Genomic DNA, 19,808 nt, shown 5'->3' on the forward strand with positions numbered 1-19,808 from the left:
ACGAAAAAAAACCAGCGTACACCATGAAGAGAGTAATTGTAGACTTTAAAAAACTTAACCAAAGTATTTTAGAACTATTAGTAGCAAAATTTCCTGACGGCTATGGAGATGAACATGTGATCACCTTCAAGAATCAGCATAATGAGACCATTGAGGCCGTAGAGGTGCATACAGAGGATACCATCTATCTTGTAAAAATCAGTAAACGTTTGGCCGATACTATGGAGGCGTTTGATGATGATAGCGATGATGATATGGGGGCCGATGTTGACAATACGCCAATGGATGATATGGAAGATATGGATGATTAATATTTGCTGTAAATCATAAAAACCATCTCATTCTTAAGACAAAAATGAGATGGTTTAAAAATGGTACCTATTGATTGTGTGTAGTAAATGCTAAAACTTCAGCAGACTTATAAACACAGATCAAGATTAAAATTATATTCCCTTACTTAACAAATAGTAAAGCATTGAATTGCTAATGATGTTTAGAAAGTATTTCTAAAAAAAAAATAATTAACAGAATACACATGAAACAAGTAGTGTATGCCTTGCAGATCGCAGATAATATTGCGATCAAATCGGTAAGAGCATCTTTTTCGGGAAATCTTTTATTTTCTGACCGCGATGAACTCTTTTTTGAGAACGAATCAGAACAATACGTGTATGTTTTCAAATACGGAGTTATTTGCTTTTTTAATACGAGTCAAGATGCTATAGATAGCATTGTTGAGGAGTTATTACCCTTCTGTCGTAATCCATTAGAGAAACATTTGGTAGAAAAGATAGATGTTCATATGGAGTCTTCAGAAACTGTGGTTCACTACGATAATATTACGTTGAAAGAATTCAATAAGGATTTTTTACGACTCATCATGCTCAACACTTCACAATCGGTGGCACTCGATCGTTATGCCGAAATTACCGAAGAGTTGTTGGATGATACCAATGCACATACTATGTATCTGGAGACTAAAGGACGGTTAGATATTAGTGGAAACAAGTTAAAACGTTACATAGGTAAGATTCTAAATATCAAAAACAAAATATCCGAGAATCTCTATATTTTTGATTCCCATGATCTCACCTGGGATGATGAGAAGTTAAACCGTTTTGATGCAGATCTTAAAAAAACCTTCGACCTTAAAGACCGATATCGTGATATCCACGATCGTATTGAGATTATTAAAGAAAACCTTGAGCTGTTTAAAGATATCATGGATCATAGAGAAAGCAGCCGTCTGGAATGGATCATTATCATATTAATTTTAGTAGAAGTGTTTGATCTCTTCATCGCTAAAATTTTATAACCAAACTATCCTTTATTAAGATCTAAGAGAAGCTGTGCTGCGGCAAAAGGAGTAATTTTATGTTGACGTACAGCTTCAATTTGTGATTGTAAAGCTTTTTTTACTGCCGGATGGTTGTAAAAAGATGTTTTTAATTGCTCTTCGATAGTCTGTAACAACCAATAGGTATTCTGTTCAGCACGACGTTGTTCAAAATATTGATTTTGAGTAACAATGTCCAAATATCGCTCAATAAGTACCCAGATCTCTTCGACACCTTCATTATGGAGCGCACTGCACATCAAAACCTCCGGAAGCCAACCACTAGGACTTTGAGGATAAAGGTGTAATGCTTTTTTGAACTGATTACGGGCTTCTCTGGCATGTTTTCGGTTATCACCATCAGCTTTATTGATCACGATAGCATCAGCCATTTCTATAATACCCCGTTTGATACCCTGTAGCTCGTCACCGGCTCCCGCAAGCTTAAGCAATAAGAAAAAATCCACCATGCTATGCACCACGGTTTCGCTTTGACCTACACCCACGGTTTCAATTATAATAATATCATAACCTGCAGCTTCGCAAAGAATTATAGATTCACGCGTTTTTTGCGCTACGCCACCTAATGACTTACCCGAAGGCGAGGGTCTGATAAATGCATCTTTAGATCGTACTAAAGTTTCCATACGCGTTTTGTCACCAAGAATACTTCCGCCGGATATGGTACTACTAGGATCTACCGCCAGCACCGCGACTTTTTTACCTTTTTTGATGAGCGTGTTTCCAAGAGCTTCAATAAAAGTGCTTTTACCTACACCTGGAACTCCGGTGATCCCAATGCGAATAGAAGTATTGGCATGGGGTAAACATTGATTAATGAGTTGTTGTGCTTTTTCTGCATGTTTGGCTTGTGTACTTTCAACCAATGTAATCCCCTGACTAAGTGCTGTAGTGTCGTGCGAAAGAATCTGTTCAACCAATATAGAGATGTTAAGCTCTTTAGGTTGCTGTTGCTTGAATCGCTCTAACGCTTTGTTAGTAGTGTTTTTGGGAGGTGTACTTGCATCTCCCTGTGATGAATGTTGAGAAGTATCTTTAGCCACAAATTACATTTATGACAAATTTATGAATTCATTTTTGGATACAATCCGTTTAAGCAGCTATATTCATTTCATATTATAAAAAATAAAAGTATACAATGAAGACATTATACACAGCAGTGGCAACAACAGAAGGTGGAAGAACCGGACATGTATCAACAGATGATAAGGCTATAGACACTCCATTAAGTGTACCCAAAGGAATGGGTGGAGATGGAGGTAAATATACCAATCCAGAACAATTGTTTGCAGCTGGATATTCTGCATGTTATGGAAGTGCCTTGCAAGTGATAGCCGAAAAGCATAAGGTAGATTTAGGGAACTTTAGTGTTACTGCACACGTAGATTTCGGAAAAACAGAGGAAGGCGATTTTCAACTGGCAGTTGTCTTGGACTCGTATTTACCGGGGTTGGATGTAGAGACCGGAGAGACTTTAGTGAATGAAGCACATGAGATATGTCCTTATTCTCGTGCTACCCGTGACAATATTGATGTTACACTCAATCTTCTTTTAGACGAGTAGAGGATTCAAAATAAACTATCTGAAAAGGCCTTATGTTTTCATAAGGCTTTTTTTATGGAAGTACTTTTATAGGAATTACTACCGACGTATATTCCCATTGTAAGGTAAGTGTAATAAACTCGTTGACAGTATCAAAAAATATAGCAAACTGTTCTACGGCGGAGGGGAGACGATGCGATGGTACCTCGATAACCAAAGCATCATAGTTTGGATCGTGAGCAACGGATCCATCGAATTTAACACCCCAGGCGTACTTCTTGGTGTTAAAAATAATCTTCCATGAGTTTGGTTTAGGTACTGTCCAAATTGAATAGGTTCCTTGTGACAGTTTGGAACCATCAACCAAAATATCTTTGTCAAAGGTAAGAGTCGTGGGCTCGTTCGCACCTGTACGCCAAACCTGATTGAAGGGTACTAAACCGCCAAAAATCCTTCTTCCTTTAGTATAGGGCCGATTATAATTGACCGTAAAAGTGCATTGATTTACAGTATAACTTACGGTTTCTTCGGGACTATGTTGTTTTGTTTGATTTTTAAGGACAAAAAATGTCGTGATCAACATTAGAATAACCACTATAGAACTTATGCCTACAATTTTCAATGATTTTTTCATGATACTATCAAAATTAGGAGGTGAAGAAACTTTTTGTCAGAGTGCGTGATATAATTTATGTACTTTTAGCCCAATGCAAAACCTATATGGCTGAAAAATACTTCAAAAAATTTACTCCGGATATTTCATTTCATAAAGATACTTATATTATTGTGGGATCCGGTATTGGCGGATTGACCACAGCAGTTTTTTTAGCCAAAGCCGGAAAGAAGGTTGTGATTTTAGAACAACATTATACACCGGGCGGGTTCACTCATACCTTTAAACGAAGAGACGGTTTTGTATGGGATGTGGGCGTACATTACGTCGGTAATATGGACGAAAAGTCTAAATTGCGCGGGATATTTAATTATTTGTCTAACAATCGGTTGGAGTGGGACGCTATGGGAGATCCTTACGATGTCGCCTATATCGGAGATAAACGTTATGAATATGTCGCAGGAATAGAAAACTTTAGAAACAAATTCTATAAATATTTTCCTGAAGATAAAGATGCAATAGACACATATCTGAAAAAGCTTAAAAGCTCAACATTGAAAAGCTTTTTATTCTATGTTCAAAAAGCGCTTCCCTCACCCTTACGTACTATAATTGGTCCGGTTTTAAGAAGTTTTCATGCACCAATTGCAAAGAGAACTACGTATGAGGTTTTGCGATCATTTACAGATAATAAGGAGCTAATAGCAGCCTTAACAGCACAATGTGGAAATTACGGTTTACCGCCGAAACAAAGTAGTTTTGCGGCACATGCGATTGTTGTCAATCATTTTATGGAAGGAGGGTATTATCCACGAGGTGGAGCCGATGCGATACCGCAAACAATCCTACAACATCTTGACGAACTTAATGCTGAGGTTTTTATCAAAGCCCGCGTAGATCACATAGTAACTGAAAAGAATAAGGTTTCAGGAATATCAATAAATGGTCGTGTATACGCTTGTAAAAATGTAATTAGTAATGCCGGAGCACATAATACTTTTCAAAAGTTATTGAAAGGGAAGCATGCGGTCAATTTAAAGAGTGGTAATACAAAACTTCATAGATCTACAGCGCATTTCTGCTTATATATCGGACTCAATAAAAGTGATGAAGAGTTAGCATTGCCAAAATATAATGTCTGGTGGCACAAAAGTCACGATTTAGATGAGAATTTAGAGAAACATAGCTTCAAAAAGAACGAGCTACCGTTCGCATATATTTCCTTTCCGTCATCCAAAGATAGCGGCTGGGCTAAGAAGCATCCTAATACATCAACTATACAAATTATCGGTAAAACTGAATTTGAAAATTTTAAAGAGTTTGAGGATACCGAATGGATGCATAGAGGGGATAAGTATGCTACCCTCAAAAAAGACTTTGAAATTGCTGCACTTAAAATTTTACTGCAATTGTACCCGCACCTTGAGGATGCTATAGAATATACCGAGGTTTCATCACCCTTAAGTACAAAAAAATTTAGTGGATATCAGGAAGGCGAGATTTACGGAGTCACCCATGCCCCAGAGCGTTTTACTCAAAGAGAGCTTACCCCTAGAACAAAAATTAAAGGATTATACCTCACTGGTCAGGATATAACCTTAGTTGGAGTTGGTGGCGCAATGTCCAGCGGAATTTTAACAGCAATCACCATAATCAAATGGAATATGTCTCGTCAGTTCAAAGAGATTACAAGCAAGTTCACTAAGAGCTAGCCTTAAAAGGTTTTATATAATTGTATGTACTCTCAAATAATATATTAGGATTTTCTGAATCGCTATTAATCGTGTTTTTCAACATAACCGCTTGTCCTATGGCATCAATCAATTGTGATCTGGTAATAGCAATAAGTTTAATTAGATCAGATGGCAGTACGGCTTTATCAACCATGCGTTCTGCGAGCTCAATAATTTTTTTATCCTGAGCGATGCATTGATTCAAATAATAATCGGCGTCTTTCTTTATAAAAATACTTTTAAGTTCTTGCAAAAAACCTAAGGGATTCATTAATTCCTTTGGAAAAGAGTAGTTGTATCCTAAACGCTCTAAAGAATTTTTCAGCTGGTTGCTAAAACCACTGCGTTTGTTACTCTGTGATTTTAGAAACTTTTTGATAATTACATTTGATACACTTTCGCTAGCCTCTATATAATGTAATGTAGCGACATCACTTTCAGTAATAAGTACATCCAAATAAGAATAATCGTAAATCATAAGCCCTAATATTTACTGCAATATAAAAGCAGAGAAAATGCGACCTTCTTAATCTCAAGTTAAATACATATTTTTTAGTATAAAATTCACAGTAACTTATAAAGTATTGTTAAGGAAATCTGTACGTGTATCACTGGTAGCTAGAGCTTAGTTCGATAACGCTATTCTATTCTTGATTTTCATAGTTTCAATAGCCAATAATGTACGTTCTCTTGTGAGATCTGTATAGACATACTCTGGAGTATACGCCGAGGAAATTAATGAATCAATTTTTTCAATCATCTGTTCTGACTCCAGAACGACTTGAGATAATAGGGTTACCCTCTTTTTTGAACTAGTTAATTTATCTTGCATAGTGTATTTTTTATCTTTTATATATGTACGCAGTTAAGCAACATATGGTTTTAGTTTTTTGTAAAAAAAAGATAGAATTCACCGTAAAGAATGCTATATTATTAATTATTAAGGGGTTGAGAATCATTTTTTTTCTTTATAAATTCTTGGGAATAGAATTTGATAGCTATTTAAAAGAAGTTTAAAAAAATTATTGTGGACCTTTGCAACACAGAGAACTGTTTGTCGTCCTTTTAAAGGAATAAGCGTAACAACCATCTGTAAGGATGACCACTAACCAAAAGTTGAAATAGTCTTGTTAAAAAATAACCTAATAGAGTTATGCCGGGCCAATGATCGAAAGGCTCAAATGAAACTTTACAATAAGTACAGCACCGGTATGTACTACGTTGCGCTGCGGTTTCTTAAAGATCCGTTTGAAGCTGAAGAAGCTATGCAAGAGTCTTTTATCAAAGCATTTGCAAAGTTGCATCAGTTTACCGGGGATGTAACTTTTGGCGCTTGGCTGAAGCGTATCGTGATTAATAAAAGTATTGATATGCTCAAGGCCAAGAAAATGAATATGGTGGCTATTAATGAGCAGGTGATGGCTACGGTAGAAGATCAGAATGACTGGTCCGTAGAAGATTCTGTGACCGTTGATGAAGTAAGAAAAGCTATAGAAGAGTTGCCGGAAAAATATAGATATGCAGTAATGCTTTTTCTTATTGAAGGTTACGACCATAATGAAATAAGTGAAATTTTAGATATTACACCGGTGTCTTCGAGAACATTGGTGCACAGAGGTAAAAAACAACTTCAGGATAAATTAAAACATTTGAGAGATGGCACAGGATATTAGAGAACTACTGAAGCAGGATAGTAAGCTGCCGTTGGAGCCCTTGCGTGCGGGACATGAAAAACGATTTTTGGAACGCCTGGATAATAATCTTCCGAAAAAATCAAAAAGAACGTATTATACATGGATTAATGTTGCGGCAAGTATTGCTATTCTATTATCTGTGTCAATATTCGTCTATCAACCTTTTCAGTCAGACAAAGACACCAATGAAATTGTATCCTTGGATGATCAAATCACCAAGAACGCCACAGTAGTTTTAAGCAAGGAGGCCTCCCCTTTAGCCAAAATATCGCCTGAATATGAGAAAGTTGAAAATTATTTGTTGACGAGTATAAAGTTTGAACTTTCGCAGATTGAAAAAAATGATACCAATAAAGAACTGATAGAAAGTTTTATGATGCGATTAAGCAATCTGGATGCAGAGTACCAACGCCTCAATGATGAACTGGTAACCGTAGGAAATATGCAAAGTGTTGAAGCGATGATTGAAAATTTAACCCTACGCTTGGATCTGCTAAAACGACTTAAAGATAAACTTAAAGAATTGGAGACTATTGATGATGATGGACAATACAACGAGATACATGCTTAAATCTACACTCTTTTTATTTTGCACAGCTAGCATATCCGGATTTAGTCAGGATAAAGTGGTGCGGCTTACAGAAAAGTTTTCTACAAACAAGGAAGTTGTGGTTAATTTGAACGCAAGCTATACTCAGGTGATTTTTGAACCTTGGAATAAGAATACTGTAGAAGTAAGTGCTTATGTGCAAGGGGAACAAATATCAGAGGATGATAAGCAACGATTACTGGATAGCTGGGAAATGACGGCAGTTGGAGACGCTAATGAAATTACAATTAATTCATTGACGTCGGCTTCTTGGTCAAATAGTGTCTCTTCAATTACAAAAAGCGGTAAACTTCCTGTTAAGGAGTTACAACAGCTTAATCCGGCTATTAGTGATATCTTGAAACCGGTGTTACAAAACATTGAGAATAATCCTATGCCGAATGCCTTGGCAACTAATTTGGCCAGCATGAACTTTGATTATTCGAAATATAAACAGAATGAAGAGCGCTATATCAAACAATGGGAAAGTCAAATTCAGGAAAAGTTTGGGGATGATTACAAAAATCAAATGAAATCCTTAGTTCTGCAACTGAAGGAAAACAAAGTCAATGTTCCGCATATTCAAACCCAAATTACAGTTAATGGAAACCCTTCAGAACAGCAATTGCAGTATTGGCAGGAACAATTTGGTAGGCAAATGGCACAATGGGCCTCTCAATTTACCAATGATATTAATAATGTAAGAGTTCAGTCAAGCATTACTGTATATCAAAAATATCCTTCAACTACTAAAAACTCAAACGGAGTTCAGAAAATTGTCAAAATCAAGATTCCAGCACAAGCACGACTAAAGCTCAAGGTTAGACATGGAGCATTAGATTTAGGTGATGGGGCTACCGATGCACGCATACTTTTATCGCATTCTCAGCTTAGTGCACACACCATAGATGGGCAGAACACGTTTATTCAAGCAGCGTACTCTCCAATATTAGTACATCGGTGGGAGCAGGGTAAATTAGCGATTAGTTATGTTAAGAACTGCAGAATACAGAATGCTAATGATCTTTGGGTAAATGCTGATTCCAGTAATATATATATAGAGGAACTAGAAACGCACGGGGCAATCGCCGGGAATTTTGGTGCGATTACTATAGCTTCATTGGGGGATAAATTTTCAACTTTGGATCTGGTTGTGGAGAATAGTGATTTTAAAGTAAAATTACCTGCCGCAGCGTTTAATTTTACATATAACGGAGTGCAAAGCAGAATCTCTATACCCAAAACCTTAGAGACCAACGTTAGGAAAAACTTTGGCAATATCTTTATCAATGGCTTTCAAAATACCCGTGATACTGAAAAGACAATTACTATCAATGCAAAATATAGCGATGTAATTTTTCAATAAGTTTAGTGTAAAATATATAAGAAGATGCTGTAACTATAGAAAGGTTGCAGCATTTTTTAGTTTCGGACTTCAGTATTATTATAAAAAATGTATCTGTATATCTCTTAAAATTTAGATAATCGGTTGTAGTTTACGCAGCATATTATCACTTTGATTTAGTGTAAATGATTTAAGTTTTTAATAAGAAAGCACTGACTTTTAAAAAGATATATGTCAATTTTCACAAAGATTTTACTGTAAGAATATGGGGGAAAAAGCGTGTTTCGTCTGTGGTAATGTGTTTTTAATCCATTTTTTAACATTTTAAAATATTATAAAATACTGATTAATAGTAAATTATCGTTTTAATTCTTAATATTTAGCCAATTTTGTGTAGTTGATCGAAAATCGTAAACAGTTGATCTAAAAACAAATAGATACTTTTCTTTTTTAAAATATTAGAATTACTATTGTAAGGTAATCACGTATCAGACTTACGTATTTTAGGGCTAACATTATGAAAACAACACTACTCTTATTAAGCTTAATTTTATTCACTCAAAATATCGTTGCCAACAGCGATGGAGAAAAAGTTCTTCAAATTGAAAAAGATGGAATGATCATCAATGTGGTCAATTTTGAAGAAGGAGATAAAATAAAATTATTTGAAGTTGAAACAGGAGAACACATCTTGTCCAAAACCAGAGGTCAAATAGATTTAAGCTTTTTACCGGTAGGAAGATACTTAGTAGAAAACAATGAAGGATTATCTGTAGTAGTGGAGCGTACCGATGGTGAGTTAGCGATTGAAGATTATTTAACTAATGACTTTGTTGCAGTTGATAATGCCAATGTAGCTGAGGTAGCAACATTTGAAGATGAATACAGTGCTCTTTTGGCTAATAAAAATATGTTAGAAATTAATCAGGAAGGGGATATCGTGACAGTGCTTGATTTTGAAGATGGTGATAAAATTAAATTATTTGAAGTAAAAAACATAGTTCATATTCTTTCTAAAACTACTCCTAAAATTGATTTAGGCCTTTTACCTGCAGGTAGATATTTGTTGGAAAATAATAGGGGATTGGCGGTAATTATTGAAAAGGTTGATGAAACCGAAGAAGAATATGCAGATGGTAGTTTCTAAAAAATACAGATTAAAGATTACAAAAAAACCGACTTCTTAGTCGGTTTTTTTTGTTTTAAAGGTTTAAAGCGTTTTAACGCTCCAAGTTTTTTGTCATAGTAAAGCCTGCAAACAATCCAATTCCTGCCATTAAGAAAATTGTACCTGGATAGGCAATTTCATCTGCTACTCCTAAAATACTACTTAAAATACCTGCTATAAATATACCGATACCAATACCCATTGATAAAAGGGAGAGGTTTAGTAAAAGTACTTTCCAAATAGGGGTAACTCTGGTAACCTTACTACTATAAAAAATTGAGGCATCGGCACCTTTATCTATCAAAGCCATACGTTCTCTGTTTCTGGCAGAAATAAATAAATAGTAGATGCCAAAAACTAATGCAAAAAATGATAAGGGTATTAAAAGTTCTGAAAATTGCATAATCAAAAGTTTAAAAGTGAATGTTCTTTTTATTTCTAGGACGCTCAAGAGATAGCGTAGGTTACACTTATGGGAATAAAAATTATTTATACTTATGTTGTAACCAGATAAATTTGTTGACGTCTTATTAGTAATGGACCATCAGTCAGATCAATATCATATAGACGCTATTTTAGCAGGCGATATAGATGCTTACGCAATACTTATTGAGAGGTATCAAAATTTGATTTATACATTGGTTTTTAGAATGGTCAGAAATCGTGAAATAGCAGAAGAGATAGCTCAAGATACATTTATCAAAGCATATTCATCATTAGCGGGTTTTGAAGGTAAATCGAAGTTTTCATCCTGGCTATACACCATAGCCTATCGCAAAAGTTTAGATTATCTTAAGGCTAAGAAACGGCAAGCTACACCAGTGGATATAGATAGCGATCTGACAGCTCATATAATAGAAGATGTAAAAAACGCATTTCAGTTATTGGAAGATAAAGAGCGAAAAGAGATTATAAAAAATGCAATTTTGAAACTTTCTGAAATGGAAGCCTCGCTAATAACTTTATATTACTTTAAAGAAAAAGATATAAAAGAAATAAGTAGCATTACCGGAATGAGTCCGTCAAATATAAAAGTTAAGTTACATAGAAGCAGAAAGAAGTTATATACTTTGCTAAAATCTTATCATGTTTCTGAAAACCGTATACCCAATGAAAGAGCCATTTGATGATTTAGAGACGCTCGCCAAAGAAGCGGGATTATCCCAGGTTTCACCAAATTTTTTAATCCAGGTAATGGATAGCGTTAGAAAAGAGGAGGCTTTAAAAACTAATGAAATACAGCCTTATACACCCTTGTTGACGGTTAGGAAATGGATTGCAATTGGGGTGATTACTTTTTTCATACTACTGGTTGCAATAATTACAGAAGTTGGCTCCAATGAAACTACTATCAACTTCATATCAATGTCTAAGATTAAGAATATGATGTTTTCGTTTTCATTGCCGGATTTTGTTCCTTATCAAACGACTGTATATAGTATTTCTTTCCTAATTTTATATTTTATTATTCAAGTACCCGTGCTAAAGCGTAGATTTGATAGAGAATTTACTGCGAATACAAGTTTAAAATAAAAATATGGACACCAATTTTTTTAAAAAATTTATAGAAGATGTTACAGATACATTTACACCAGTCGTCATTGATCCTCAGAATAAAGAGCGTTATTCGCCTATAGATTTATCTCCATCAAACTCAACGCTACTAGAAGTAGATATCACATCACCAGAGGCTTTTGAGAATTACATCAATACTTTTTTAAATTCTAAGGGCAGTACGATGGCGTATGGCGGGTATCTTGAAAAGAGGGATTTATACAAGCGTAGTACATATTTTAACCAAGAAAATCAAGATTTAGAAAGAAATATACATTTGGGCTTAGACATTTGGTGTGCAGCAGGAGCGGAAATAGTAGCACCGCTAAACGGAAGAGTGCACAGTTTTAAAAATAACACAAATTTTGGAGATTACGGCCCTACTATTATTCTAGAACATAGTATAGACGAAATTACATTCTATACGCTCTATGGTCATTTGAGCTTAGATTCTTTAGAGAACATCCATAAAGGACAAATGATAGGAAAAGGAGAAGTATTTGCACGACTAGGGGATTCGTCTGTAAATGGAACCTATGCTCCTCATTTACATTTTCAGATTATAAAAGATTTGGAAGGTAATGAAGGCGATTATCCCGGGGTATCGAACACGCTGCAAGTTCAAAAATTTATAAAGAACTGTCCGGATCCAAATTTGCTTTTAAAAATCACATAAGACCTGCTCTTATTAATTAAAAAAGCGGATGATATTTCATTAATATCATCCGCTTTTTATTATTGTATATTATGTATTAATCCTCTACAATCACCCATTCTCCTTTTTGAAGTAGTGGGATCGCTTGTTTAAACTTCATGGATTTATTCTCTCCACTCATAACATGTTTTATAGTTACCTTATCATTACGTCCAATTTTAGGTTGTTCTCTAACGATAGTTTCTGTAACCTGTTGCTGTTGAGTTTGTCCGGCCGATCGGCCCTGTGAAGCACGCTCATCAAGATTAGGAATCTCTTCTTTACTGGTTTCTAGTCTTTCTTTTCTGCGTACCTGCTTCGCTTCAGAAATATCTTGAGTGTTACCTGTAGGTAATTCACCTTTAAATAAAAATGATATAACATCCTTATTAACTTCCTCAATCATGGCCTTGAATAATTCAAAAGCTTCGAACTTGTATATAAGCAAAGGATCTTTTTGTTCATGCACCGCTAATTGCACACTTTGTTTTAGCTCATCCATTTTACGCAGATGTGTTTTCCATGCGTCATCAATAATGGCTAAAGTGATATTTTTCTCGAAGTCTGTGATTAACTGCTTTCCTTCACTCTCATAAGCTTTTTGAAGGTTTGTCGCTACATTCAAACTTTTTACTCCATCTGTAAAAGGAACAAGAATACGCTCATAATTATTAGATTGGTCCTCATATACCTGCTTGATCACCGGGAAAGCAGCTTCTGCATTACGCATCATCTTATCTTGATAATGTGAATAAGCAGCTTTATAAACTTCGCCGGCAATTTTTTGAGCATCTTTCTTTTCAAATTCAGCTTCAGACACCGGACTACTCATTGAGAAATAACGAATCAATTCAAATTCGAAATTTTTAAAGTCTTGTGCAGCCTTATTTCCTTCGGTAATTACCTCTGCGGTATCGTATATCATATTGGCGATATCCAACTTAAGACGTTCCCCGTAAAGTGCGTGATAACGTCTCTTGTAGACCACTTCACGCTGAGCATTCATCACATCATCATATTCTAACAGACGCTTACGTACCCCAAAATTATTTTCTTCTACTTTTTTCTGTGCGCGTTCGATAGATTTCGAGATCATAGAGTGCTGAATAACTTCACCTTCTTTGAGTCCCATTCTATCCATCATTTTGGCAATACGCTCAGATCCGAATAATCGCATTAAGTTATCCTCTAAGGATACATAAAATTGAGAGCTACCTGGATCTCCCTGACGACCAGCACGACCACGTAACTGTCTGTCAACACGACGAGAATCGTGACGTTCGGTACCGATAATGGCTAGACCGCCAGCTTTTTTAACTTCATCGGTTAATTTTATATCTGTTCCACGACCAGCCATATTTGTTGCAATGGTTACAACACCCGGATTTCCGGCTTCGGCTACAATATCAGCTTCTTTTTTATGCAACTTTGCATTCAGGACATTATGCGGTACTTTTCGTATGGTAAGCATTCGACCTAAAAGTTCTGAAATTTCAACAGAAGTTGTACCAATCAGCACAGGTCTGCCGGCACGAGAAAGTTCAGTAACCTCTTCAATAACGGCATTGTATTTTTCACGCTTTGTTTTGTAAACTAAGTCTTCTTTATCCTTTCTGGCAATCGGACGATTCGTAGGAATCTCAACCACATCTAATTTGTAGATTTCCCATAATTCTCCAGCTTCAGTAACTGCTGTACCTGTCATACCGGATAACTTACGGTACATTCTAAAGTAATTCTGAAGTGTTACCGTAGCAAAGGTTTGTGTGGCATCTTCAATTTTGACATTTTCTTTAGCTTCAATCGCCTGATGTAAACCATCACTATAACGACGTCCATCCATAATACGACCCGTTTGCTCATCAACGATTTTAACTTTGTTATCCATCACCACATACTCCACATCTTTTTCAAAAAGTGAATATGCCTTTAATAATTGACGTAAGGTGTGGATACGTTCACTTTTGATACTATAGTCTCTAAAAAGTTCTTCCTTTTGTTCAGCTTCCTCTTCTTTAGATAAGTTTTTATTTTCAATTTTTGCTATTTCCATTCCGATTTGCGGAAGTACAAAAAAGTCAGGATCATCTGCTCCTGATAAATAATCCACCCCTTTGTCGGTAAGATCAATTTGATTATTTTTTTCTTCGATAACGTAATAGAGGTCTGCATCAATTTTATGCATTTCTCTATTGTTATCCTGCATGTAGAAGTTCTCAGTCTTCTGAAGTAGTAATTTTATACCTTCTTCACTTAAAAACTTAATCAGTGCTTTATTTTTAGGAATACCACGATACACCTGAAGCAGTTTAAATCCACCGTCTTTGGTGTTTCCTTCTTTGATCAGTTTTTTAGCTTCTGCCAATACAGTAGTTAACAACTTTTGTTGTACCGCAACAACATCTGCAATTTTTGGTTTTAAGGCGTCAAATTCATGTACATCACCTTTTGGAATAGGTCCCGAAATAATCAATGGCGTTCGGGCATCATCAATTAAAACCGAATCCACCTCATCAATAATCGCATAATTATGAGGACGTTGTACTAGATCATCTGGTGAGTGTGACATATTATCACGCAGATAATCAAAACCAAATTCATTATTAGTACCATAAGTAATATCAGCGTTGTAGGCTGCACGTCGTTCTGCAGAGTTTGGACGGTGATTGTCTATACAATCAATAGTGAGTCCATGAAACTGAAAAATTGGTGCCATCCATTCACTATCTCGTCTTGCCAAGTAATCATTTACTGTTACCAGGTGAACACCATTACCGGTCAGCGCATTTAAATACACAGGAAGCGTAGCCACTAATGTTTTACCTTCTCCTGTTTGCATCTCTGCAACGTTTCCTTGGTGCATAGCAATACCACCAATCAGCTGAACATCATAATGAATCATGTCCCATGTAACCTCTTTTCCGGCTGCATCCCAACTGGTTTCCCAAACGGCATTATCACCATCAAGATTGACATATGTTTTTTGACCGGACAGTTCTCGATCATACGCTGATGCTGTTACCGTTAGTGTATTTTCTTTAGTAAAGCGTTTAGCTGTTTCTTTAACGACTGCAAAAGCTTGAGGTAATATATCAGCAAGTGTTTGCTCTGTTATTTCATAAGCTTCATCTTTCAGCTTATCAATTTCATTATAGATATCTTCTTTGCGGTCAATATCTTCGATATCGTTGGCTTCCTTAACCAGATTTTCGATTTTAAGATGTACTTCGGATCGCGCATCGTTAATTTGAACTTTGAACGCTTGAGTGCGTGCTCTAAGTTCATCATTTGTAAGTCCTTCAATCTCTTTTTCAGCCTTTTTGATTAATTCAACTTTTGGCTGAATTTCTTTTATGTCCTTTTTGGATTTATCTCCAACAAATACTTTAAGTACAGAATCTAAAATTCCCATAATTATGGTTATATATTTTAAGTGTATCACAGTAAAACATGCGTCATACTGGATTTTATGTTCGGCTCTCTTTTTTAAGGAAAGCAATCAGTTATTTTTTTAGACAACACACAGTTAAGAAGTTATCTAAAAAGAATAGGTTTTATAGGGCGTAATTTACGCAAAAAAAAAGCCTCTTGCGAGACTTTTAGCACTATTTCAAAGTTTTTTAATATTCATCTTCGTTCCAAAGATAATCTTCGTCCGTGGGATAATCTGGCCATATTTCTTCTATAGAATCATAGGAATCTCCTTCATCTTCAATTGATTGTAAATTTTCAACAACCTCTAACGGTGCTCCAGTTCGAATTGCATAATCAATCAATTCATCTTTTGTAGCCGGCCAGGGAGCATCACTTAAATACGATGCTAGTTCTAATGTCCAATACATATTTTTACTGGTTTTAATTTTTGCAAAAATAATTTTTTAGTTTAAAAAGTCAAGTAAAAAATCAATTATTTACACAATAATTTTAAGAACGTATTTTTAAGAGCGAATCTTATCGTTAAATTTTACGGACTTTCTAGTTTTCCTTACTAGGAACCCACTTTATTTCTTCTGCTTTCAAATCAAATGACAATTTTCGTGCCAGCACAAAAAGATAGTCAGAAAGTCTATTGAGATAAGGGAGTGCGTTTTCTTCAAAAGGCTCTAGCTCAAACAAAGCAGTGCTCAATCGCTCTGCTCGGCGACATACGCAACGAGCGATGTGACAAAATGACACTGTTGTATGTCCACCTGGTAAAACAAAATGGGTCATTGGGGGCAGTGCTTCATTCATTTGATCGATTTGTTCTTCCAAAAATGTAATATCCTCAACCGATATTGTTGGAATAGCTAACCTTTTTTTTCCACTCTTAAGGATCGCTTTTTCAGGATCTGTCGCCAAGATAGCGCCAATAGTAAACAACCGATCCTGTATTTTAATAAGATCTGATTTGTACTTCGAATCAATATCTTGATCGCGTATAAGGCCTATGTGTGAATTGAGTTCGTCAACGGTGCCGTAGCTGTCAATTCTTATATGATGTTTAGGAACTCTGGTTCCGCCAAATAAAGCCGTGGTACCTTTGTCACCAGTCTTTGTGTAAATTTTCATGATAGTTTGAGTGTTTTATTGAGTGGGTATACTTTACAGAACAATAGCATTTATTTTAATTTTTTAGCAAAGCAAATACTATTAGTGACTCCTGTGTATTGACCATAGTTGTCAGTAATTGAGTAGCCGGCTTTTTTGTATAGTGCGATTGCTTCGGGTTGTTGTATACCTGTTTCTAAAATGCATTGTGTATACCCTAACGATTTAGACCAATTCTCTAGCTGATTTAATATGATAAGTGCGATTCCTTGACCTCTGGTTTCAGGCAGGACGTACATACGTTTGATTTCCGTTTCCTGTTTATTGTATTCCTTAAAAGCTCCGCACCCTACGGCCTTATCCTCATTATTGTAAGCTACCACACAATGATGAATATTCTCTAGGCCATTAAACTGATTGTAAAAATCATGGTCTTCTCCATCACGAATGGCTAAATCCTTGTCTAGAGCTTGAACTAGTGCTATAAAATTCTTGTCGGTGTTGGGAACCCTGCGTAGTGTGATCACTTTTTCTTTTTTTTGTAATAGTTTTTTCTAAAGTTTCGTTGATCCCTGTGATAGAGTTTGCTTTTATTCTTTTTTGAGTTCCACACTACCAAACCAAATAACAACGCAATGGCTATGATGGCTAATACAAGTTGTGTTTCTTCTGAAAGTGATGAAAACATGGAATTAAAGTTTAAGCTGTAAAAATACTAAAAACAAACTTTTCTTACAGGATTTACCTGTGATATCCTTTAATAATTCGTGCGGACTCAGATTAAAAATATTAAATTTGCAGGGCTATGGAATTTTCTTCAAAACTTTTAGAGAATGCAGTGTATGAGATGTCTCAGCTGCCGGGTATTGGTAAACGAACTGCATTGCGATTAGTGTTACATTTATTGAGACAACCAGAATCACAGACTATAAATTTGGCAGGCGCACTTACTACGCTGCGTAAGGATATTAAATTTTGTGAAAAATGTCACAGCATCAGTGATTTAGAAATATGCCATATTTGTGCGAATCCTAATAGAGTTCAGGATACTATATGTGTAGTAGAGGATATTCGTGACGTGATGGCCATTGAAAGTACCAGTCAATATAGAGGGTTATATCACGTATTAGGCGGAAAAATAAGTCCGTTAGATGGAGTGGGTCCTCATGATCTGGCTATTGCTTCCTTAGTTGAGAGAGCTAAGTCAGGAGAAGTATCCGAACTTATTTTTGCATTAAGCGCTACGATGGAAGGTGATACTACCAATTTTTACATATATAAATTGCTAAAAGAAGTTACTATACGAACTTCAACCATCGCACGTGGTATTGGAGTAAATGATGAACTTGAGTATGCTGATGAAGTGACTCTTGGCAGAAGTATTATAAATAGAATTCCGCTAGAACAAGCTTTAAAAAGTTCTTAAGAATAAAATACTTCAGTATTAGTATATTTGCAAGAGTATATAGGCTTAAGACTATTTTTAATATGATCTGAATACTATTTTTCCGGTTAAAGGAGTTTTGGCGGAGTGCGGAAATCGCATTTTATAGAAATTTTAGTACAGAAAAAATAACTATTAAGCTTATTTTTAACTAAATTCGCAAAAAATATAACCTATAAATACTTTCGATTAAGAATATGGCAAAATTTGAGCTGAAATTACCTAAAATGGGTGAGAGTGTTGCTGAGGCAACAATTACAACTTGGTTAAAAGAAGTAGGGGATACTATCGAGATGGATGATGCGGTGTTGGAGATAGCAACCGACAAAGTGGATAGTGAAGTGCCAAGTGAAGTCGAAGGCGTACTAGTCGAAAAACTGTTTGATATTGATGATGTCGTAAAAGTAGGACAAACAGTAGCCATTATAGAGGTTGAAGGAGAAGGCAGTGCAAGTGATGATACAGATAGTAAAAAATCTGAGGCAGCTCCCGAAACTGCAAAAGCAATCGAATCGCAAGTAGAAGAAAGTACTGCAGCAGTGCATAATGAGGAATCAAATGATTACACTGATAGTGATCAGTTTTACTCTCCGTTAGTAAAAAATATTGCAGCTACTGAAGGTATTTCTTTAGAAGAATTAGAAAGTATTTCAGGTACCGGTAAGGATGGTCGTGTTACAAAGCATGATGTTTTGGGGTACTTAGAAAATAGGAAAGACGGAAAGCAGACTGTTGCTGCTCAAAAAGAGAAAACGACACCTTCGGCTGCTGCTACAGCGCCACAACCGACTAAGGCGAGTTCTGCAAAAGTAGCTCCGGTTGCCTCGGGGGAGGATGAAGTGATTGAGATGACTCGAATGGGTAAACTTATCGCACACCATATGGTTGATTCTGTGCAGACTTCTGCTCACGTACAATCATTTATAGAAGCTGATGTTACCAATATCTGGAATTGGAGAAAGAAGGTTAAGAATGAATTTCAGAAACGAGAAGGAGAAAGTATCACGTTCACGCCTATCTTTATGGAGGCAATCGCTAAAGCACTCAAAGATTTCCCGATGATGAATATATCTGTTTCGGGGGATACGATTATCAAAAAGAAAAATATTAATTTAGGGATGGCAGCTGCACTGCCTGATGGTAATCTGATTGTTCCTGTAATTAAAAATGCAGATCAACTGAATCTAGTTGGTATGACAAAGGCAGTAAACGATTTAGCAAATCGTGCAAGAACTAACAATCTAAAACCTGATGATATACAAGGAGGCACCTATACGGTAACCAATGTGGGGACTTTTGGAAGTGTCATGGGGACTCCAATTATTAATCAACCACAAGTAGGGATTTTAGCTGTGGGTGCGATACGTAAAGTACCAGCTGTTATTGAGACTCCTGAAGGGGATTTTATTGGAATTAGATATAGAATGTTCTTATCTCACTCCTATGATCATCGTGTGGTTAATGGTGCTCTTGGAGGACAATTTGTTTTACGTGTTAAAGAATATTTAGAAGCATTTGATGCAAATAGAGAGTTTTAAGAAACT

General features: G+C 35.9%; 22 protein-coding genes. 13 read left to right on the top strand and 9 right to left on the bottom strand.

Annotation, left to right across the window (positions count from 1 at the left end; genetic code table 11):
• The first annotated feature begins 23 nt into the window (after positions 1-23).
• Both ACJRPK_RS10015 and ACJRPK_RS10020 read left to right on the top strand, forming a co-directional pair.
• Positions 24-311 carry a hypothetical protein gene (locus tag ACJRPK_RS10015; RefSeq protein WP_407139772.1) on the top strand — a complete coding sequence of 96 codons (288 nt, stop codon included), beginning with the start codon at positions 24-26 and terminating at the stop codon, positions 309-311.
• A gap of 224 nt (positions 312-535) precedes the next feature.
• Complete coding sequence (locus tag ACJRPK_RS10020; protein ID WP_407139773.1) at positions 536-1,315, top strand: RMD1 family protein; 780 nt, start codon at positions 536-538, stop codon at positions 1,313-1,315.
• A 5-nt stretch (positions 1,316-1,320) separates the two neighbouring features.
• Here ACJRPK_RS10020 and meaB read toward each other — a convergent pair whose 3' ends face one another.
• Complete coding sequence (gene meaB, locus ACJRPK_RS10025; RefSeq protein ID WP_407139774.1) at positions 1,321-2,400, bottom strand: methylmalonyl Co-A mutase-associated GTPase MeaB; 1,080 nt, start codon at positions 2,398-2,400, stop codon at positions 1,321-1,323.
• 95 nt (positions 2,401-2,495) lie between these two features.
• Between meaB and ACJRPK_RS10030 the strand changes: the two genes are divergently transcribed.
• Positions 2,496-2,921 (top strand): organic hydroperoxide resistance protein, encoded by a 426-nt coding sequence (locus ACJRPK_RS10030; protein WP_148783578.1) that lies wholly within the window; start codon positions 2,496-2,498, stop codon positions 2,919-2,921.
• A 52-nt stretch (positions 2,922-2,973) separates the two neighbouring features.
• Here the strand turns inward: ACJRPK_RS10030 and ACJRPK_RS10035 are convergent, their stop codons facing one another.
• Positions 2,974-3,534: a DUF2911 domain-containing protein gene (locus tag ACJRPK_RS10035; RefSeq protein WP_407139775.1), complete on the bottom strand. Its 561-nt coding sequence runs from the start codon at positions 3,532-3,534 to the stop codon at positions 2,974-2,976.
• 86 nt (positions 3,535-3,620) lie between these two features.
• Between ACJRPK_RS10035 and ACJRPK_RS10040 the strand changes: the two genes are divergently transcribed.
• Positions 3,621-5,225 carry a phytoene desaturase family protein gene (locus ACJRPK_RS10040; protein ID WP_407139776.1) on the top strand — a complete coding sequence of 535 codons (1,605 nt, stop codon included), beginning with the start codon at positions 3,621-3,623 and terminating at the stop codon, positions 5,223-5,225.
• On the opposite strand, the gene ACJRPK_RS10045 is transcribed toward ACJRPK_RS10040, so the two are convergent.
• Both ACJRPK_RS10045 and ACJRPK_RS10050 read right to left on the bottom strand, forming a co-directional pair.
• A complete protein-coding gene (locus ACJRPK_RS10045) occupies positions 5,215-5,724 on the bottom strand; it encodes a hypothetical protein (protein WP_407139777.1) in 510 nt (169 codons plus the stop codon). The genes ACJRPK_RS10040 and ACJRPK_RS10045 overlap by 11 nt on opposite strands.
• A gap of 147 nt (positions 5,725-5,871) precedes the next feature.
• A complete protein-coding gene (locus tag ACJRPK_RS10050; protein WP_407139778.1) occupies positions 5,872-6,078 on the bottom strand; it encodes a hypothetical protein in 207 nt (68 codons plus the stop codon).
• 349 nt (positions 6,079-6,427) lie between these two features.
• Here ACJRPK_RS10050 and ACJRPK_RS10055 point away from each other — a divergent pair, with 349 nt between their 5' ends.
• The 4 genes from ACJRPK_RS10055 to ACJRPK_RS10070 all read left to right on the top strand — a co-directional run bounded on the left by ACJRPK_RS10055 (position 6,428) and on the right by ACJRPK_RS10070 (position 10,021).
• On the top strand, positions 6,428-6,919 hold the full coding sequence (locus ACJRPK_RS10055; RefSeq protein ID WP_148783573.1) for an RNA polymerase sigma factor: 492 nt from the start codon (positions 6,428-6,430) through the stop codon (positions 6,917-6,919).
• On the top strand, positions 6,903-7,511 hold the full coding sequence (locus ACJRPK_RS10060; protein WP_407139779.1) for a hypothetical protein: 609 nt from the start codon (positions 6,903-6,905) through the stop codon (positions 7,509-7,511). The genes ACJRPK_RS10055 and ACJRPK_RS10060 overlap by 17 nt, the downstream gene beginning before the upstream one ends.
• Positions 7,504-8,895, top strand: coding sequence for a hypothetical protein (locus tag ACJRPK_RS10065; RefSeq protein ID WP_407139780.1), 1,392 nt, complete (start codon positions 7,504-7,506; stop codon positions 8,893-8,895). The genes ACJRPK_RS10060 and ACJRPK_RS10065 overlap by 8 nt, the downstream gene beginning before the upstream one ends.
• Before the next feature lie 496 nt (positions 8,896-9,391).
• Positions 9,392-10,021, top strand: coding sequence for a hypothetical protein (locus ACJRPK_RS10070; RefSeq protein ID WP_407139781.1), 630 nt, complete (start codon positions 9,392-9,394; stop codon positions 10,019-10,021).
• Between the two features lie 73 nt (positions 10,022-10,094).
• Here ACJRPK_RS10070 and ACJRPK_RS10075 read toward each other — a convergent pair whose 3' ends face one another.
• A complete protein-coding gene (locus tag ACJRPK_RS10075; protein ID WP_407139782.1) occupies positions 10,095-10,445 on the bottom strand; it encodes a DUF6249 domain-containing protein in 351 nt (116 codons plus the stop codon).
• A 133-nt stretch (positions 10,446-10,578) separates the two neighbouring features.
• On the opposite strand from ACJRPK_RS10075, the gene ACJRPK_RS10080 reads away from it, so the two are divergent.
• From ACJRPK_RS10080 to ACJRPK_RS10090, 3 genes are read left to right on the top strand one after another with little or no spacing between them, the layout of a single operon-like run.
• Complete coding sequence (locus ACJRPK_RS10080) at positions 10,579-11,169, top strand: RNA polymerase sigma factor (protein WP_407139783.1); 591 nt, start codon at positions 10,579-10,581, stop codon at positions 11,167-11,169.
• Complete coding sequence (locus ACJRPK_RS10085) at positions 11,153-11,575, top strand: hypothetical protein (RefSeq protein WP_407139784.1); 423 nt, start codon at positions 11,153-11,155, stop codon at positions 11,573-11,575. Before ACJRPK_RS10080 ends, ACJRPK_RS10085 begins: the two co-directional genes overlap by 17 nt.
• Before the next feature lie 4 nt (positions 11,576-11,579).
• Positions 11,580-12,272 (top strand): peptidoglycan DD-metalloendopeptidase family protein, encoded by a 693-nt coding sequence (locus ACJRPK_RS10090; protein ID WP_407139785.1) that lies wholly within the window; start codon positions 11,580-11,582, stop codon positions 12,270-12,272.
• A 76-nt stretch (positions 12,273-12,348) separates the two neighbouring features.
• On the opposite strand, the gene secA is transcribed toward ACJRPK_RS10090, so the two are convergent.
• The 4 genes from secA to ACJRPK_RS10110 all read right to left on the bottom strand — a co-directional run bounded on the left by secA (position 12,349) and on the right by ACJRPK_RS10110 (position 17,347).
• On the bottom strand, positions 12,349-15,702 hold the full coding sequence (gene secA, locus ACJRPK_RS10095) for a preprotein translocase subunit SecA (RefSeq protein WP_407139786.1): 3,354 nt from the start codon (positions 15,700-15,702) through the stop codon (positions 12,349-12,351).
• A 208-nt stretch (positions 15,703-15,910) separates the two neighbouring features.
• A complete protein-coding gene (locus tag ACJRPK_RS10100) occupies positions 15,911-16,132 on the bottom strand; it encodes a DUF2795 domain-containing protein (RefSeq protein ID WP_006989959.1) in 222 nt (73 codons plus the stop codon).
• A 133-nt stretch (positions 16,133-16,265) separates the two neighbouring features.
• Entirely contained in the window at positions 16,266-16,841 is a 576-nt protein-coding gene (locus ACJRPK_RS10105; RefSeq protein WP_407139787.1) for a cob(I)yrinic acid a,c-diamide adenosyltransferase, read from the bottom strand.
• A gap of 50 nt (positions 16,842-16,891) precedes the next feature.
• Positions 16,892-17,347, bottom strand: a complete 456-nt coding sequence (locus tag ACJRPK_RS10110) for a GNAT family N-acetyltransferase (protein WP_407139788.1) — start codon at positions 17,345-17,347, stop codon at positions 16,892-16,894.
• Positions 17,348-17,625: 278 nt separating this feature from the next.
• Between ACJRPK_RS10110 and recR the strand changes: the two genes are divergently transcribed.
• Together recR and ACJRPK_RS10120 are read left to right on the top strand one after the other, a co-directional pair.
• The gene (gene recR, locus ACJRPK_RS10115; RefSeq protein ID WP_407139789.1) at positions 17,626-18,246 is read left to right on the top strand and encodes a recombination mediator RecR; all 621 of its coding nucleotides are present in this window, start codon (positions 17,626-17,628) and stop codon (positions 18,244-18,246) included.
• A gap of 215 nt (positions 18,247-18,461) precedes the next feature.
• Positions 18,462-19,802, top strand: a complete 1,341-nt coding sequence (locus ACJRPK_RS10120; protein ID WP_407139790.1) for a dihydrolipoamide acetyltransferase family protein — start codon at positions 18,462-18,464, stop codon at positions 19,800-19,802.
• The last annotated feature ends 6 nt before the right edge of the window (positions 19,803-19,808 follow it).

Origin of the sequence: Aquimarina sp. 2-A2 (assembly GCF_045505135.1) — a bacterium.
In the GTDB taxonomy this organism is placed as follows: Bacteria; Bacteroidota; Bacteroidia; order Flavobacteriales; family Flavobacteriaceae; genus Aquimarina; species Aquimarina intermedia.